This window comes from Micromonospora sp. NPDC049171 (assembly GCF_040648275.1).
Classification (GTDB): domain Bacteria; phylum Actinomycetota; class Actinomycetes; order Mycobacteriales; family Micromonosporaceae; genus Micromonospora.
Genome location: NZ_JBEZDJ010000005.1, coordinates 186,594 through 203,714 on the forward strand (window position 1 = coordinate 186,594; position 17,121 = coordinate 203,714).

Consider the following 17,121-nt stretch of genomic DNA (forward strand, 5'->3'; position numbering starts at 1 on the left):
GTTCGTCACACAGATGCTGAGCTATCAACCAACTGGTTGGTGGAGGATGACTGAGGATGACTGAACGGCTCGACCGTCGGCAGGCGCTGGTCCACGCGGCATTCACGGCAATCGCCGAGGGCGGCTTCGAGGGGTTCCGGCTGCGACCGATCGCCGCCACGGCAGGCATCGACCACTCCACCCTGCACCACTACTTCCGGACCAAGGCCGACCTGATCGCCGCCGTGCTCGAGCACGTCACCAGCCAATTCGAGGCGACAATGCACAACGATCTGGAACCCGCCGCCCGGTTACGCCAACACCTCGGCGAGATCGCCACCGCCGTCGCGCAACGGCCCGAGTTGTTCATCGTGCTCGACGAGCTCGATCTTCGCGCTCGACGTGACGAGTCCACCGGGGCCGACATCGAGCGCGACGAACAGGGCTGGCGGGACGCGCTCGCGGCGATCTTCAACGAGGGCATCGCGCGACACGTCTGGTCGGTGGACCTCGACGTCGCCGCCAGCGTCGAGCTGGTGATCGCCACCGTCAAGGGCATTCGCCTGCGTCCCGACAAGGCCGAGTCGGTTGTCCACCAACTGTGCGACCTCTTCGCACCAGAAAGGTTCACCCATGACTGACGTACTCATCGTCGGCGGTGGCATCGGCGGCCTCGCTCTGGCCCAGGGCCTGCGTAAACACGGCATCACCGTCGCCGTGTACGAGCGCGACCGGCGCCGCGACGATCGGGTGGACCGCTACCGGCTCGCGATCAACCCGGCGGGCAGCCGGTCGCTGCGTGCCTGCCTTCCCGACCGGCACTGGCGGGCGTTCACGGACACCGCCGGCCGGCCCGGCGGCGGTTTCGGGTTCCTGGGCGCCGACCTGCGCCCGCTGGTCCTCGTGGAGGACGCGGTCATGCATCCTGACTCTCCCGACCCCGCCGAACGGGCCTACCCGGTCGACCGTGCCACGCTGCGCGGCGTTCTCCTCGACGGACTCGACGACGCCGTCCACTACGGCAAGGCGTTCGACAGGTACGAGCTCACCGCCGACGGTCGCCCCACCGCACACTTCGCCGACGGAACGTCCGCCACCGGCGACGTCCTGGTCGGCGCCGACGGGATCAACTCCCGGGTACGCGCGCAGTACCTGCCGAGCGCCACCCAGCGGGATGCCGGTGCGGTGGGCGTCGGGCTCAAGTTGCCGCTGAACGACGACACCCGAGCCTGGTTACCCGCCCGGCTGACCGAGGGCATGAACCTCATTCTCACCGGTGCGCCGCACTTCCTGTTCACCTCCGTGTTCGAACGCCAGATGTCGGTGGGGGACGACTATCTGCTGTGCGCGTTCGTCGGCCGTAACGACGTGTTTCCCTCGCGTCCGGAGCGCCTCGACGGTCCTCGGTTGAAGGCCTACGTCGCCGAGCTGATCACGGGTTGGCACCCCGCGCTACGCCGACTGATCGACGAGTGCCCACCAGACGAGGTGAGCGCCTTTCCGTTCCAGGCGTCGGACCGTCTGGCACCCTGGGCACCCTCGCGGGTCACCGTGCTCGGCGACGCCGTGCACGGCATGCCGCCGGCCGGCGGTAACGGCGCCAACACCGCACTGCGCGACGCTGCCCTGCTCACCCGCCAGTTGTTTCGGGCCGACGGCGGCCACCTGCCGCTGCTGGAGGCGATTGGCGACTACGAGACCGAGATGCGCGAGTACGGATTCCAAGCCGTCGAGCTGGCCATGCGGACCCTGCGGCAGGGCATGATGAGCAACCCGGTGAACGTGGGTCTGACCCGTGGCTGGTTCAGCCTCTGCACCATCGCGCCACCGCTGCGCCGGATGACGTTCGGCGCGAGCTGGGCCAAGATCAGCGCTCCCCGCCACTGGGAGCGGGCCGCCACCGGCTGACCGGCCGATCCGCCCGGCGCCAAGGCGAGTGGATCATTCACTCTCGCGGCTGCGCACGGATGGCGGGACGGCCCGTGCCGCTCTCAGCAGGACGACCGGATGTCCAGGACGACCGGGACGCTCTGCGTGACGACGCCGTCGGTGGCCCGGAGTTGCGGCACGTACCGGCCGAGCGGGGCGTCGTGCAGGCGGAACGCGGCCAGGACCTGGACGGTGTGGCCGTCCCCGGAGCCGGGCAGGGCGGTCAGCGGGCTGTACACCTCGGTGCCGTCGGGCATGCCGGTGTAGCCGACGCTGATCGGCGCCGACCAGGTCCCGTCGAGAACGACGAAGTAGTAGAGCGTGCGCGGATCGTCGGGGGTGGCGCAGATCCGCTGCGGCAGGTCGACGAGCGTCCAGGTCGACGGGGTGGCGGTGGTCTTCGTGGCGGGTGCCGCGGAGGCTGGCGCGCCGACGACGAGGGCGAGCAGCGTGGTCGCCAGCGCGGCGCCGGCGATCTGTCGGGCGGTACGGAAGAACGTCACCTTCAACTCCCAAGCTCTGCGACCGACAAGGGTGCGGGCGCGCCGAATGACGATGTCGCGAGACGTGCGACGACGATCCCGCAACCGCCGTTCGACGGGACGCCAGCGAACAGCGCCGCCCACCGACCAGACTGGCAGAGGTATCTCAGCGGGCTCTCAGAAGAGGCTGGCAACCGACGCCAGGCGGCGTGCGGTTACTTGCCGGTGACGATGCCGGGGTTGATGCAGAGACCCGGGTTGGCGCCGTTCTTCTCGGCGATCTCCAGACAGCGGGTCACCTTGTCGACAGTCGCGTTGGTCTCGGTGATCTGCTTGGAGATCTCGGCGTTCTTGCGGTCCTGCTCCAGGTTGCGGGTCTGGGCCAGCTTGTCCTGGAACGCCTTGATGTTGCCCTCGGTCTTGTCGTCGTGGTTCACCCGGGTGATGGTCACCGAGAGGATGTCCACGTCGGTGGCGAGCCGGGTCTCCGCGCTGGTCTTGATGTTCGCGGCGAACGGTTTCAGGTCGACGTTGAGGTCACCGGTCCGCGCGTCGATCTTCTCCAGCGGGTTGTACGCGGCGAACGCGTCGTTCGTCGCACTGTCGAGCTGCACACCCACCCGCTGGCCCCGGAAGCTGTCGAAGTCGCCCTTGTAGTCCATGAACTGCTTCGGCGCGTCCTCCGGCTTGACCTGCCACTCGATGAGCACCTCGACGCAGGCGTCGGCGAGTGTGCCGGTGCGGACCCGTACGCAGTTGTCGCCACCGATGTGGTCGTACTTCTGCCGGCCCGCGTCCCACTCGCCGACCTTCTGCCAGGGCGCCACCCATTTCAGGCCCGAGCCGGTCACCTCGCCGGTGGGCTTGCCGAAGCTGGTGACGATGCCGACCGAGCGGATGGGAACCGAGTGGGCGCTGGAGGTGACGCCGACGAGCAGGGTGAGCGCGAGGAAGACGAGTGCGGCGAGGCCGGCCGTCCGCTTCAGTGGCCGCGCGGGCGCGGCGAGTGCCAGGACGGCGCTGACCGCCAGGGCGACGGCGAAGACGATCGCCATGGTGAAGCCGACGGGCATGGGGTGGGGGCCTTCCGCTGGGCTGTGTGGATCTTCAACCTAGGAGGTCCGGTCAAGTCGGAGGGGAGACGGTCTCGCCGCCTGACGGCCCGTCGCCGGGAAATCCCGCCACGGCGCATCCGCCGGGCGTCGTTCCAGCGAACTCCCGGGTAGCGAACGTCTACCCGGGGGTACGTCTGGTGCTGACCGATCCGATGCCGGCGGAGGCCGTGGAGATCGCGCACAAGCAGGTGTCGCTGGCGGCCGAGGACCTGGACGGCACCGGTGTCGCCACGCTGGTGCTGGAGTTGGCCGACGCCTGGGGCGTACCGGCGCTCTGGGAGCAGGTCTGCCACCCGTTGTTGGCCCGGCTGCGGGGGCGCGACGCCGCCGAGGTCACCGTCGAGCACGCCCTCAGCGAGGGAGTCCGGGTCGGGTTGGACGTGCACCGCAGGGAGCCGGGCCGGCCGCTGCCCGCCGGTGGGGTGCTGCTGGCCGGCGCCGAGCAGGAGACGCACTGCCTGGGTCTGCACGCGCTCGCCGCCGCCCTGCGCGAGCAGGGTCGTGGCTGTCTCCACCTCGGCCCCGCGCTGCCCTGGTCCGCGCTGACCAGCGCGGTGTACCGGGCGCGCCCGCACACCGTCGTGCTCTGGTCGCAGACGCCGGTCACCGGCCGCGCGTACCGTCTGGTGCGCCTGGCCCGGGACTTTCCGCGCCTGCGGGTGTACGGCGCGGGGCCGGGTTGGATCGAGCCGCTCACCGCGCGGGCGGCCCACCTCGGCACGCTGTCGGACGCGGTCGCCGCCGTCCTGGCCGTCCCACCAGGGCGTGATGCGCACCACATACGATACGGATCGGTCCCGTATCGTTAATGCGCGTCGTACGCTGGCCCACGTTACGAGTCTGACCCGTATCGTATTGCGTCGCGGGGAAAGCGTGGGGGGAAACAACGCATGGAGCTGCACAACAACACGGGCCACCCGAGGAGGTGGGCGATCCTGGGGGTGCTGGTGATCAGCCTCCTCGTGGTCGTCCTCGACAACACGATCCTCAACGTCGCACTGCGCACCCTGGCCGACCCGACGCACGGTCTCGGGGCCAGCCAGGGCGAGCTGGAGTGGGCCATCAACTCCTACACGCTCGTCTTCGCCGGGCTGCTGTTCACCTTCGGGGTGCTCGGCGACCGCGCCGGCCGCAAGCGTTTCCTGATGATCGGTCTGGTGCTGTTCGGTCTGGCGTCGCTGCTCTCCGCGTACGCCCAGAGCCCTGGCCAGCTCATCGCGGCCCGCGCCCTGATGGGGGTCGGCGGCGCGGCCATCATGCCGGTGACGCTGTCGATCATCTCCAACGTCTTCGACCCGCGTGAGCGTGGTCGGGCCATCGGTGTGTGGGCCGGAGCGGTCGGTCTCGCCGTGGCGGTCGGCCCGATCCTCGGCGGCGCGCTGCTGGAGCACTTCTGGTGGGGTTCGGTCTTCCTGATCAACGTGCCGGTGGTCGTCGCCGGCGTGATCCTGGTGGCGCTGCTGGTCCCGGAGTCGCGTGACCCGCGACCGGGCCGGGTCGACGTGCTCGGTGTGCTGCTCTCCGTGGTTGGCCTGGTCGCCCTCTCCTACGGCATCATCGACGGCGGCGAGCACGGCTTCGACCGCCCGGTGGCCTGGGGTTCGATCCTGGTCGGCATCGCGGTGTTGGCGTGGTTCGTGCAGCACGAGCGGCGCAGCGACCACCCGTCGCTGGACGTCCGGCTGTTCAGGGTGCCCCGCTTCGCCGCACCGGTCGCCATCGTCGGCCTGGTGTTCTTCGCCGCGATGGGCTCGATGTTCTTCGGCTCGTTCTACCTGCAACTGGTGCGCGGCTACAGCCCGCTACAGACCGGTCTGCTCTTCCTGCCCTTCGCCGGCGCCCAGCTGGTCTTCGCACCGCGCAGCGCCGCGATGGTCCGCCGTTACGGCGGCCGGGCCGTCGCCACCGTCGGGTTGGCGCTGACCGTGGTGTCACTCGCCGCGTTCGTGTTCATCGGCGCCTCCACCCCGATCTGGGTGGTGCTGCTCGTCTTCCTCATCCAGGGCGCCGGGATGGCCAACATCATGCCGCCCGCCACCGAGTCGATCATGTCGGCGCTGCCCCGGGAGAAGGCCGGTGTGGGCTCCGCGGTGAGCAACACCATCCGCCAGGTGGCCGGCGCGCTCGGCGTGGCGATCCTCGGCTCGGTGCTCTCCGCGGTCTACCGCAGCGACATCGGTGACGCGCTGACCGGCCTGCCCACGCAGGCCCGCGACGCGGCCAACGAGTCGATCTCCGGGGCGTACGCGGCGGCGGGCCAGCTCGGCCCGGCGGCGCCGGGGCTGATCTCGGCGGCCAACGACGCCTTCGTCACCGCCATGCACTGGGCGGCCGGGCTCTCCGCGGTGATCGCCGCGGTCGGGATCATCGTGGTGCTGCGCTGGATGCCGGGCCGGGAGGAGACCAGCGTCGCCCCGGTGGCTCCGGTCGCCGAACCCGAGCTGGCCGGAACGGCGTAGGTCGGGAAAAGATGTCGGACATGACGTCCACTGCAGATGCTCCGCGGTCGCCCGGGCGACCGCGGAGCCTCCGCGCCGACGAGGCGATCGTCGAAGCCACCCTTGACCTGCTCGCCGAGGGCAGCACCATCGAGGCACTCTCGATCGAGGCGATCGCCGCCCGCGCCGGAGTCGGCAAGGCCACCATCTACCGCCGCTGGGCCGGCAAGGACGCGCTGCTGCTGGATGCGCTGCGTCGGCTCAAGGGCGTCCTGGCCCAACCGGCCGGCCACTCGGTCCGTGACGACCTGGTGCTGCTTGTCGGTGCGATCGGCAAGAACATCGACCCGCGAGCCGCGAAGATCATGCCCTGCCTGGTGCCCGCGGTTAACCGCAGCCCGGACCAGTACCAGCTCTACCAGAACATCATCTCGCCCCGGCGGCAGCTGATGCGCGACGTGCTGCGGCGCGGCATCGACGAGGGCCTGCTGCGGCCCGACATCGACGTGGAGGTGACGATGGCACTGCTCACCGGGCCGATGCTGATCCAGCGGGTGCTGCAATGGAATCCGGAGCTGGACGAGCGGGCCCTGCCCGAGCGGGTCGTCGACGCCGTGCTGGAGGGCATCCGCGTCCGCTGAGTCGGGCGTCGCTCGGTGCCGCGGGCGTCCGCGTCCGAGGCGGCGGGCGTCCCAGCTTGTGGGCGTCCCAGCTTGCGGGCGTCCGCGCTCGCGGGCGTCCGCGCTTGCCGGCGTCGCTCAGCCGGCCGGGGCGCGGAGCCGGTGCAGGCGCAGCGCGAGCTGCACCTCCAACGCCCGCTCGGGCCGTTGCCAGTCCGCGCCGAGCAACTGCCCGACCCGCTCCAACCGCTGGGTCACCGTGTTGACGTGCACGTGCAGCTGCTCGGCGGCCCGGGCCAGACTGCCACCCACTCCGAAGTACGCCTCCAGCGTCTTCACCAGAGCCGTGCCCCGCCGGGCGTCGTAGTCGACCACCGGCCCGACTGTCGCATCGAGAAACTGGGTCACGTCCTTCTCGCCCCGGTCACCGACCGTGCCCAGCAGCAGCCCGACGAAGCCCAACTCGGCGGTGCTCGCCCCCTGGCCGGCCCGGCCCAGCGCACCCAACGCCGTCAGGCACCGGTCCGCCTCCTGGAACGTCCCGGCCAACGCCGCCGGGCCGTTCGTCGGGCCGCTCGCCCCGGCGGTCACCGGACGGCCGGTCACCCGGGACAGGTCCCGGGCAACCGCACGGGCACTACCGCCCGCGTCCAGCCCCGGCAACATCAGCACCACCCGACCGTCGCGCGCCGCGGCCAGGCCACCCCGCGCCGAGGCGTACGTGGTGGCCCAGGAGAGCACCCGCTGCCGGGCCGAGCCGGTCGCGGCGATCGCGTCGTCGCCCACCGCCACCAGCACGTGCGGCGCGTCCAGGTCCACCCCGAGCCGTCGGGCCCGGCTGCGCAGCGCGTCGGTGTCGCGCAGCGGTCGGGCGATCAGGTCGTCCAGCAGCTCGCCGCGTACCCGCCCCTCCGCCTCGGCGACCGTCCGGCGGAACAGCAGCAGCAGCGCGGTCACCAGCGCCGCCCGTTCCAGGATGCGCTGGTCGGCGTCGACCAACTCGTCATCCGGGCGCAGCACCAGGGCACCCAGGTTCTCCGCGCCCGCCACCACGGCCGCGTACCAGAGTGGGCCCCGGCGCACGCTGCGCCCCTCGGTGCGGGAGGCTGCCACCGCCTCCACGATGTCCGCCCGGTCCGGCTCGTCGATCTCACCCACCCGGGCCAGCAGGCGCCCCTCGGCGTCCAACGCCAGCAGCGCACCGCCCAGCACCTCGGTCACCGCAGCCGCCACGTCCTCCACACCGCCGCCGCGCAGCACCAGGGCCGTCATCCGGTCGTGTGCCGCCGCGGCCCGCTCCACCGAGCTGCTGTGCGCCCGGATGGTGGTGTTCGCCGCCGACAACTCGGCCAACGCCGAGCGGGTCTCGGTCAGCAGCCGGGCGGTGTCGATCGCCACCGCGGCGTGCGCGGCCAGCGACACCAGCAGCGCCACCTCCTCCCGGACGAACGGCCGGGCCGAACGGTTGGCCGCGTAGAGCACACCGATCGAGGTGGAACCGAGCCGCAGCGGCACCCCGAGGATCGCCACCAGGCCCTCCTCGCCCACCCCGGCGTCGATCTCACCGGTGTGGTGGAAGCGCGCGTCCTCGCCGTAGTTGCCGGTGACGTACGGCGCGCCGGACTGGGCCACCAGACCGCCCAGGCCGGCGCCCATCGGCAGCCGCAGCCGCTGGAAACGGGCCGAAACCGACCCGTCGGTCACCCGCATGTAGGTGTCGCCGCGCTCGTCGTCGTTGAGGGTCATGTAGGCCACGTCCGCGCCGAGCAGGTGGCGGGCCCGGTGCACGATCGCCCGCAGCACGTCGTCCAGGTCGCGCAACCCGGCCAGGTCGCTGACCGTGTCGTACAGGCCGGACAGCTCGGTCTCCCGGCGACGCCGACGCTCCAGCAGCGCGCGGACCCGCAACGCCACCGCCCTGGCCTGCTCCAGCTCGGTCAGCCGCTCCGGCGGCAGCCCCGCGGCCCGCGCGGCCACCAGCGGTCCCTCGAACTCGACCGCCGCGGCCTCACGGGCGAGCAGCTCCAGGAACTCCACCGGCGATGACATGGTCGACATTGTGCTCAGCCCCACTAGTTGGCCGTCCAGCCCCCGTCGAGGGCGATCGACGTGCCGGTGATGAACGCCGCGGGCGGCGAGCAGAGGTACGCCAGCAGTTCGGCGACCTCCTCCGGCTCGATCAGCCGCTTGATCGCGGCCCGAGCCAGCATGATCTTCTCGACCACCTCGGCCTCGTCGATGCCGTGGCTGGCCGCCTGGTCGGCGATCTGGCTCTCCACCAGCGCCGTACGCACGTACGCCGGATTGATGCAGTTGGCGGTCACCCCGTGCGCGGCGCCCTCCAGGGCGACCACCTTCGACAGCCCCTCCAGCGCGTGCTTGGCCGAGACGTAGGCCGCCTTGTACGGCGAGGCACGCAGCCCGTGCACCGAGGAGATGTTGACGACGCGACCCCAGCCCCGGGCGTACATGTGCGGCAGGGCCCGGCGGATCAGCAGGAACGGCGCCTCCACCATCACCCGCTGGATGTACTCGAAGCGTTCGACGGGAAAGTCCTGCAGCGGCGCGACGTGCTGGAGCCCGGCGTTGTTCACCACGATGTCCACGTCCACGTCGAGGCGCTCCACCGCCGCGGCGTCGGACAGGTCCACGCCCTCGGCCCGGCCACCGACCTCGGCGGCCACCGCCCTGGCCGCCTCCAGGTCGCGATCCACCACGAGCACCGTGGCACCGGCCGCGCCCAGCCGCAGGGCACACGCCCGCCCGATGCCGCCGCCGCCCCCGGTGACCAGGGCGGTCCGATCGGCGAGGTCGAGCTGTACGACGTGGGGGACCGCCACGGGTTCTGCCGTCATGGCGCAAGAAGTTACGAGCTGTGTGCTCCCCGGCACATGGGTCAGCAACACATACTCCGATGCCAAGCTGTGTGGCCCGCCCGCCCCGCCGCCCGCTCTCGTCCCGGCGGCGGGGGGCCGTCGTCGCCGCTCCTTGTCGCAGGCGGGCGTCCCGGCCTTCGTCTGCCGCTTCTGTCGTGCGCGCGGACGTCCCCGGCCCTCGTCCCGCTGCTTCTCGTTCTCGCGGCGGAAGATCGCGCAGCATCCAGATGTCAATCGTTGCGCTAGGGGGAACGGCTGCTCATCAATCGCCGATCATGGAGTTGTGGTGGGTAACAGAACGCCCGTAAGACCCCCAAAGTCGTCACCACAACTCCATGATCGCCAAGCCGGGCCTACCCCGCTCCGCGATCCTGCACTTCATGTCCGGGTTGACCCACCGGCTGCAGCCCTAATGCGACGGTTTTGTCCAGGATGTGATGGTCTCCTGGTGCTTCGTGGCCACTACATCCCGGATCGAGCGTGACCTTGCGGCTGGCGCTCCGGGAACCCCCGCTCCCGGCCGGCCGAGCGTGGTGCCCGTCGTCAAGGTCCGCGCAACATCAGGGATGTTGCTGGCTCGGGCGCGTCGGAGGCAGCGACATCGGGGAAGTTGCGTAGATCGGGGCGCGGGGGCGCGGGAGGGCGGGAGGGCGTGTCCCGTGGGGCTGGTGGGAAGGGCGCCGGTTAGGGTGTCGAACACACGTACTGCTGACGGCTGGGGAGGGGGCGGCGTGCGCGTGCTCGGTGTGGACCCGGGGTTGACCCGGTGCGGGGTGGGTGTGGTCGAGGGTGTGCCGGGGCGGCCCTGCACTCTCGTCGCCTACTACGTGGTCTACACCGACCCGGCCGACGACCTGCCGCTGCGCCTGCTGCACCTGGACCGGTCGCTGACCGAGCTGGTCACCGAGCACCAGCCGGACAGCGTCGCCGTCGAGCGGGTGTTCAGCCAGCACAACGTGCGTACGGTGATGGGCACCGCGCAGGCCAGCGGCATCGCCGTGCTGGCCGGGGCGCGAGCCGGTCTGCCGGTGCAGACGTACACGCCGAGTGAGGTGAAGGCGGCCGTGACCGGGTCCGGTCAGGCCGACAAGGCGCAGATGACGGCGATGGTCACCCGGCTGTTGCGGCTGGCCGAGCCGCCGAAGCCGGCCGACGCCGCCGACGCGCTCGCCCTGGCCATCTGCCACGTGTGGCGCGGGGGGACCCGCTCCAAGCTGGCCGCGGCGGCCGACCGGGTACGACGAGGAGGAGCACGATGATCGCCAGCGTGCGCGGCACGGTGACCGCGACGGGTCCGGACCAGGCCGTGATCGAGGTTGGCGGCGTCGGCCTCGCCGTGCACTGCGCCCCGGGGACCCTCGCGGAGCTGCGGGTCGGCCAGGTCGCCCGGCTCGCCACCAGCCTGGTCGTGCGGGAAGATTCGCTGACTCTCTACGGGTTCGCCGACGACGACGCGAAGTCGCTGTTCGAGCTGCTCCAGACCGCCAGCGGGGTGGGCCCGCGACTGGCCCAGGCGGTGCTTGCCGTGCACAGCCCGGACGCGGTGCGCAAGGCGATCGCCAACGCCGACACGGCCGCGTTGACCCGGGTGCCCGGGATCGGCAAGAAGGGCGCGGAACGGCTGGTGCTGGAGCTGCGCGACCGGATCGGCCCGGTGCCGATCGGCGTTGACGGCGTCGCCGGGGTGACCCGCGGCAGTTGGCCCGACCAGGTTCGGCAGGCGCTTGTCGGGTTGGGCTGGACGGCTGGCCAGGCCGATCAGGCGGTGGCCGCGGTGGCGGAGACGATCGAGGGCGAGACGCCGCCGGTGCCGGTCCTGTTGAAGCAGGCCATCCGCCTGCTGGGTCGCACCCGATGAGCGCCCGGCGGCGACGGGAGGGCGGCACGGTGAGCGCGAGGAGTGAGCCGGGGTTGCGAGCCCCGCAGTCGCGAGTGATGAGGGCATGGTGAGCGAGACCGACGGGCTCGTCTCGGCGTACGTCAGTGACGCGGACCGGGACGCGGAGGCCACGGTCCGGCCGCGGCGGTTGGCCGAGTTCATCGCCCAGGACCGGGTGCGTGACCAGCTTGACCTGCTGTTGCAGGGCGCGATGCGGCGCGGGTCGCCCCCGGATCACATTCTGCTGTCCGGGCCACCCGGTCTGGGTAAGACGAGTCTGGCCAACATCGTGGCCGCCGAGTTGGGCGCGGGTATCCGGGTGACCAGCGGCCCGGCGATCGAGCGTTCCGGGGATCTGGCGGCGATTCTGACCAGTCTCACCGAGGGCGACGTGCTCTTCATCGACGAGATCCACCGTATCGCGCGTCCGGCCGAGGAGTTGCTCTACAGCGCGATGGAGGACTTCCGGGTCGACGTGGTGGTCGGCAAGGGGCCGGGGGCGACGGCGATCCCGCTGGATGTCGAGCCGTTCACCCTGGTGGGCGCGACGACCCGTTCGGGTCTGTTGACCGGGCCGATGCGGGACCGGTTCGGTTTCGTCGCGCACCTCGACTTCTACGCTCCGGCGGATCTGGAGACGCTGCTGCACCGTTCGGCGCGGATTCTCGGTGTGCCGATCACCCCGGAGGGCGCGACGGAGATCGCCGGTCGTTCCCGGGGCACGCCGCGGATCGCCAATCGGCTGTTGCGCCGGGTCCGCGACTACGCCGAGGTGCGGGCCGACGGCGTGGTCGATGTCGACACCGCCCGTGCCGCGTTGATCGTGTACGACGTGGACGCGCTCGGGTTGGACCGGCTGGACCGGGCGGTGCTGAGCGCGTTGGTCGACTCGTTCCGGGGTGGCCCGGTGGGGCTGTCCACGCTTGCCGTGGCGGTGGGGGAGCAGCCGGACACGGTCGAGGAGGTCTGCGAGCCGTTCCTGGTCCGTGCTGGTCTGTTGGCCCGTACGCCTCGGGGGCGGGTGGCCACCGAGGCCGCCTGGCGGCATCTGGGGCGCACTCCACCGAATGGTACGTTTGGCATGGATAGTCCACCTGTGCCCGATCTGTTCTCCTTGGATACCGATCAGCCGTGATGTGAACGTGATCTGTGCCGCATTCGGTGTTCTCAGGTGCAGGGTTTAGACTTCGCCGCGGTCTGTACAGGACGTGAGATTCCGCCTCCGCTCCGGCACCCCGGGTGCCGGGCCGGCGGCCAGTGGGAGGGTCAGTAACCGTGCATTACATAGCAGCGGGCGCCACGGGCGGCGGTATCACGCCGGTCCTGATGATCGTTCTGCTCTTCGGCGTCATGTATTTCATGATGATCCGACCCCAGCAGAAGCGCCGCCGTGAGGCGGAGACGATGCAGTCCGGGCTCGGCCCGGGCGACGAGGTCGTCACCATCGGCGGGCTCTACGGCACGGTCACCGGCATCGAGGACGACACCGTCCTGATCGAGGTCGCCCCGGGCGTGCAGACCCGCTACGCCCGGGCCGCCATCGCCCGGGTGACCACCCGCGCGGAGCTGCCGAGCGAGCCGATCAGCGGGGACGCCGACGTCATCAAGGAGTGACGTCTTCTCCGGGGGTGGCGAGTCCGGCGTACGGCCGGTCGACCGGCTTCCGGGCCACCGCGCCCCACGGGGCAGCGGACGAGACGTGAAAACTGGATAGTTGGGTCGACGCCGGGCGTCGGCACGTTTTCCTGACCATCGGCGTTGCGCGCCGGGGTGTCCGGGCCACGTGTCGGGATCTCGTCGGCTCAGGTCAGACCCGTCAGCCGGGACCCCCGGCCCGACACCGCCGCCGCTGCACACAGCGGCGCGACCGCACAGGGAGACAGGACAGCCGTGGCACCACCTCAGGGACAGATGCGCCCCGGGCGGCAGCTCGCCGTGCTCGGGTTCATCTTCGTCGTCCTCTACCTACTGGTGTTCTTCTCCGGCGGCGCCAAGGGCAGCTTCCAGGACCGGCTCGAGCCTCGGCTCGGCCTGGACCTGATCGGCGGCACCCGGGTGACGTTGGAGGCGAGAAACAGCATCGGCGGCAAGGCCCCGACGGCGGAGAATCTCGAGGAGGCTCGGCAGATCATCGAGAGCCGGGTCAACGCGTTCGGCGTGGCCGAGGCCGAGGTGGTCACCGAGGGCAACCGGAACATCGTCATCTCCCTGCCCGGTGAGAACCGCAACCTGGACAACGTGGGCAACGCCGCCGAGCTGCGCTTCCGCAAGGTGCTCAAGGGTGCCGACGGCAGCGGGACGGCCGCCGCGCCGCCGGCGGCCACGCCGTCCGGCAGTGCCGCACCGACGCCGTCCGGCAGTGCGGCCCCGACCCCGTCGGGCAGCGTTGCGCCGAAGGTGACCTCGTCGCCCAGCGGCGGTCAGGGCGGGATGGCCCCGGCATCGCCCAGCGCCACGCCGACTCCCTCCGCGTCCGCCACGGCCTCGGCCAGTGCCGCGCCCAGCGCCAGTGCCAGCGAGGAGCCGGTGTCGGCGAGCATCGAGGAGCAGCGCAAGGCCGTCGAGCAGAAGGTCGGCGCCGCCGCCTGGCAGGCCGCCAGCGGGTTGCAGGCCCCCGCCGACCTGACCGCCGACCCGTCGCTCGCCGACAAGCTCAAGCCGTTCGCCACGCTGTCGGCGCAAGAGGTCGCCGTGCTGTCGGCGCAGATGCAGTTCAACGTGCCGACCATCGGCTGCACGCAGCTCGACGCGCGCCCCCCGGCGTCGATCTCCGACGCCAAGCAGCAGGTCGTCTCCTGCGAGGGCGGCGCCTCGAAGTACCTGCTCGACCAGGCCAAGGTGCTGGGCACCGACGTGTCCGACGCCGACGCGGTGCTCGACCAGACCAACGCCTGGGTGGTCAGCCTCGACTTCACCGGCGACGGTCAGGGCAAGTGGACCGCCCTGACCCGCGAGTCGTTCACCAACGAGGGTCAGGCCTGCGACGCCACCGCGCTCGGTCAGGACGGCAAGTGCCGGGTGGCCGTCGTGCTGGACAACAAGATCGTCTCCTCCCCGGAGATCCAGGGTGTGCTGACCGGCAACTCGCAGATCACCGGCAGCTTCAACCAGAAGGACGCGAGCGCGCTCGCCGGTCAGCTGCGCTACGGCGCGCTGCCGGTGACCTTCAAGCAGCAGGAGGCGCAGAACGTCACCGCCACGCTGGGTGCCAGCCACCTGCGCGCCGGCCTGCTCGCGGCCGGCATCGGCATGCTGCTGGTCATCATCTACTCGTTCTTCTACTACCGGCTGCTCGGCTCGGTGATCTTCCTGAGCCTCATCCTCTCCGCGCTGCTCGTCTTCGGCGCGCTGGTGGTGCTCGGCCGGCAGATCGGCTTCACGCTCACCCTCGCCGGCATCGCCGGCATGATCGTCTCACTCGGTGTGGCGGCAGACTCGTTCGTCATCTACTTCGAACGACTGAAAGACGAGATCCGCGAGGGCCGCAGCCCACGTAGCGCGGTGCCGCGCGCCTGGATGCGGGCCCGCCGCACGATCATCTCGGCCAACGCGATCACCCTGCTCTCCGCGGTGGTGCTCTACGTGGTCTCGGTCGGCACGGTCAAGGGCTTCGCCTTCGCCCTCGGTCTGGCCACCGTGCTGGACCTGGTCGTGGTCTTCCTCTTCCGGCACCCGATCATGACGATGTTCGCCCGCACCAGGGCGTTCCTGTCCCCGCGGGTCAGCGGTCTGGGCCGGGCACTTCCGGCCCGCAACCAGCCGACTCAGCCCCGCAACCCGCGCGCCAAGGAGGCCTGAGATGGCTCAAAACGGTCTGGCGAGCCGCCTCTACAACGGCGAGGCCGGTCTCAACATCGTCGGCCGCCGCAAGCTCTGGTTCGGTGTCGCCGGCACCCTGATCCTGATCGCCCTGCTCAGCTTCGGCCTGCGCGGGTTCAGCCTCGGCATCGAGTTCGCCGGTGGCAACTCGTTCCAGGTGCCGGCCAGCGTCGGCACCCTGGAGGACGCCGAGCGGGAGGTCAACTCTGCTCTCGCCGCCCAGAACACCAACATCGAGGTGGCCACCGCGCAGAAGGTCGGCGGCACCGGCGGTGACACCTACGAGCTGCGGACGCCGCAGCTCGACGCCGAGAAGACCAACGCGGTCAAGGGCCAGATCGCCCAGGATCTCGGCATCAACCAGGATCAGATCAGCAGCAACCAGGTCAGTGAGGCGTGGGGCAGCCAGGTGACGCAGCGGGCCGTGCTCGGTCTGGTCATCTTCATCGCGCTGGTGATGGTCTACCTGATCCTGCGCTTCGAGTGGCGGATGGCGGTCGCCGCGGTCGCGTCGCTCGTCACCAACCTGCTCCTCACCGCCGGCATCTACTCGCTTGTCGGCTTCGAGGTCACCCCGTCGACGATCATCGGCTTCCTCACCATCCTGGGCTTCGCGCTCTACGACGTGGTGGTGGTCTTCGACAAGGTCCAGGAAAACACCCGGGGCATCACCGCCAGCAACACCCAGACGTACGGCGAGGCGGCCAACCTGGCCGTCAACCAGAGCCTGATGCGGTCGTTGAACACCTCGGTGGTCGCCCTGCTGCCGGTCGGTGGTCTGCTCTTCATCGGTGCCGGCCTGCTCGGCGCCGGCACGCTGAAGGACCTCGGCCTGGTGCTGTTCGTCGGTATGGCGGTGGCGTTCCTGACCTCCATCCTGGTGGCCACGCCGCTGTTGGCCCTGCTGAAGAACTACGACCCGCGCATCCAGGCGCACAACAAGCGCGTCCTGGCCCGGCGGGGCGCGCTCGCCCGGGGCGAGGTCACCGGCAAGGGTGCGGTGAGCCCGGCCCAGGGCCAGGCGACCGACGAGCAGCTCGACCCGGACGCCGCCGCGCTGGCCGGTGCCGCCCCCAAGGTGGGCGCTCGTCCGGCGGGTAAGCGGCCGACCGGTGCCCGGGGCGGTCGCCCCGGTGGTGGCGGCAACCGGCCGGGTGGCGCCAAGCGGCGCTGACCCACAACGTCACAAACCGAACGGCGTCCGGCATGCTGTGCGAGCAGCCCGGGGCTGTGTCGACGCTCCTCGGCTCGACCGAGAGCCTCGACACCGCCCCAGCCGGACGCCGTCGTCGTCGAAGGGAAACGCAACAGCCGTGACGGAGACCCACAGCACCGCGGCGCACGGGGACAGCGGCCCGGAGGCCGCCCGACTCGTCGCCAGCCGGGTGCTGGACGTGCCCGACTTCCCCAAGCCCGGCGTCCTGTTCAAGGACCTGATGCCGCTGTTCGCCGACGGCAAGGCGTTCCGTGAGGTGATCGACGGGATCGTCGCGTACCACGGTCGGGACGCCTTCGACGTAGTGGTCGGCATCGAGGCGCGCGGGTTCGTCGTCGCCGCGGCCGTCGCGTACGCGACCGGGGTGGGCGTGGTGCCGGTGCGCAAGGCCGGCAAGCTGCCCCGCCCGGCGCACTCGGTCTCCTACGCTCTCGAATACGGCGAGGCGACCCTTGAGGTGCACGAGGACGCCTTCACCGCCGGGCACCGGGTGCTGGTGGTCGACGACGTGCTGGCGACCGGCGGCACCGCCGAGGCGACACTGGACCTGGTGGAGCGGGCCGGCGGGACCGTGGCCGGCTTCACCGTGCTGCTGGAGCTCGGTTTCCTGGGTGGGCGGGAGCGGCTGGCCCCGCGTCCCGTCCATGCCCTGCTGACCGTTTGAGCCCATCGGTGGCGCACTGACCGTTTGGTCCGAGGTGTGCCGGACAGCGCCTGCGCCGGCCGTCCGGCGGAGCGGCAGCGGACCGTCCGTGCGGGTAGCATTGC

The 17,121-nt window shown here is 71.0% G+C and carries 16 protein-coding genes; 12 read left to right on the top strand and 4 right to left on the bottom strand.

All coding sequences use genetic code 11. The features are described 5' to 3' along the window. Positions 1-56 precede the first annotated feature (56 nt). Positions 57-620, top strand: a complete 564-nt coding sequence (locus AB0B14_RS08725) for a TetR/AcrR family transcriptional regulator (RefSeq protein WP_357069225.1) — start codon at positions 57-59, stop codon at positions 618-620. Further along, positions 613-1,887 (top strand): FAD-dependent monooxygenase, encoded by a 1,275-nt coding sequence (locus AB0B14_RS08730; RefSeq protein WP_357522033.1) that lies wholly within the window; start codon positions 613-615, stop codon positions 1,885-1,887. The genes AB0B14_RS08725 and AB0B14_RS08730 overlap by 8 nt, the downstream gene beginning before the upstream one ends. Positions 1,888-1,970: 83 nt before the next feature. Here AB0B14_RS08730 and AB0B14_RS08735 read toward each other — a convergent pair whose 3' ends face one another. Together AB0B14_RS08735 and AB0B14_RS08740 are read right to left on the bottom strand one after the other, a co-directional pair. After that, complete coding sequence (locus tag AB0B14_RS08735) at positions 1,971-2,411, bottom strand: DUF5980 family protein (protein WP_357069229.1); 441 nt, start codon at positions 2,409-2,411, stop codon at positions 1,971-1,973. Between the two features lie 194 nt (positions 2,412-2,605). Beyond that, a complete protein-coding gene (locus tag AB0B14_RS08740) occupies positions 2,606-3,463 on the bottom strand; it encodes an SPFH domain-containing protein (protein ID WP_357069231.1) in 858 nt (285 codons plus the stop codon). Between the two features lie 179 nt (positions 3,464-3,642). On the opposite strand from AB0B14_RS08740, the gene AB0B14_RS08745 reads away from it, so the two are divergent. From AB0B14_RS08745 to AB0B14_RS08755, 3 genes are all read left to right on the top strand, one after another. Further along, complete coding sequence (locus AB0B14_RS08745) at positions 3,643-4,314, top strand: transcriptional regulator (protein WP_357069233.1); 672 nt, start codon at positions 3,643-3,645, stop codon at positions 4,312-4,314. Positions 4,315-4,395: 81 nt separating this feature from the next. Next, a complete protein-coding gene (locus AB0B14_RS08750) occupies positions 4,396-5,964 on the top strand; it encodes an MFS transporter (RefSeq protein WP_357069235.1) in 1,569 nt (522 codons plus the stop codon). A gap of 11 nt (positions 5,965-5,975) precedes the next feature. Next, positions 5,976-6,584 carry a TetR/AcrR family transcriptional regulator gene (locus tag AB0B14_RS08755; RefSeq protein WP_357069237.1) on the top strand — a complete coding sequence of 203 codons (609 nt, stop codon included), beginning with the start codon at positions 5,976-5,978 and terminating at the stop codon, positions 6,582-6,584. A 117-nt stretch (positions 6,585-6,701) separates the two neighbouring features. Here the strand turns inward: AB0B14_RS08755 and AB0B14_RS08760 are convergent, their stop codons facing one another. Together AB0B14_RS08760 and AB0B14_RS08765 are read right to left on the bottom strand one after the other, a co-directional pair. Then, positions 6,702-8,621 (bottom strand): helix-turn-helix domain-containing protein, encoded by a 1,920-nt coding sequence (locus AB0B14_RS08760; RefSeq protein ID WP_357069239.1) that lies wholly within the window; start codon positions 8,619-8,621, stop codon positions 6,702-6,704. Between the two features lie 14 nt (positions 8,622-8,635). After that, the gene (locus AB0B14_RS08765; RefSeq protein WP_357522035.1) at positions 8,636-9,418 is read right to left on the bottom strand and encodes a 3-hydroxybutyrate dehydrogenase; all 783 of its coding nucleotides are present in this window, start codon (positions 9,416-9,418) and stop codon (positions 8,636-8,638) included. Between the two features lie 752 nt (positions 9,419-10,170). Between AB0B14_RS08765 and ruvC the strand changes: the two genes are divergently transcribed. From ruvC to AB0B14_RS08800, 7 genes are all read left to right on the top strand, one after another. After that, positions 10,171-10,698, top strand: coding sequence for a crossover junction endodeoxyribonuclease RuvC (ruvC, locus tag AB0B14_RS08770; RefSeq protein ID WP_357069243.1), 528 nt, complete (start codon positions 10,171-10,173; stop codon positions 10,696-10,698). Then, on the top strand, positions 10,695-11,297 hold the full coding sequence (gene ruvA, locus AB0B14_RS08775; protein WP_357069245.1) for a Holliday junction branch migration protein RuvA: 603 nt from the start codon (positions 10,695-10,697) through the stop codon (positions 11,295-11,297). The genes ruvC and ruvA overlap by 4 nt, the downstream gene beginning before the upstream one ends. 85 nt (positions 11,298-11,382) lie before the next feature. After that, the gene (ruvB, locus tag AB0B14_RS08780) at positions 11,383-12,453 is read left to right on the top strand and encodes a Holliday junction branch migration DNA helicase RuvB (RefSeq protein WP_357522037.1); all 1,071 of its coding nucleotides are present in this window, start codon (positions 11,383-11,385) and stop codon (positions 12,451-12,453) included. Positions 12,454-12,593: 140 nt separating this feature from the next. Then, entirely contained in the window at positions 12,594-12,932 is a 339-nt protein-coding gene (yajC, locus tag AB0B14_RS08785; protein WP_357069249.1) for a preprotein translocase subunit YajC, read from the top strand. A 276-nt stretch (positions 12,933-13,208) separates the two neighbouring features. Next, the gene (secD, locus tag AB0B14_RS08790; protein WP_357069251.1) at positions 13,209-15,116 is read left to right on the top strand and encodes a protein translocase subunit SecD; all 1,908 of its coding nucleotides are present in this window, start codon (positions 13,209-13,211) and stop codon (positions 15,114-15,116) included. Position 15,117: 1 nt separating this feature from the next. Beyond that, positions 15,118-16,311, top strand: a complete 1,194-nt coding sequence (gene secF / locus AB0B14_RS08795) for a protein translocase subunit SecF (RefSeq protein WP_357069253.1) — start codon at positions 15,118-15,120, stop codon at positions 16,309-16,311. 139 nt (positions 16,312-16,450) lie between these two features. Beyond that, positions 16,451-17,017, top strand: a complete 567-nt coding sequence (locus tag AB0B14_RS08800; protein ID WP_357069255.1) for an adenine phosphoribosyltransferase — start codon at positions 16,451-16,453, stop codon at positions 17,015-17,017. Positions 17,018-17,121: the final 104 nt, after the last annotated feature.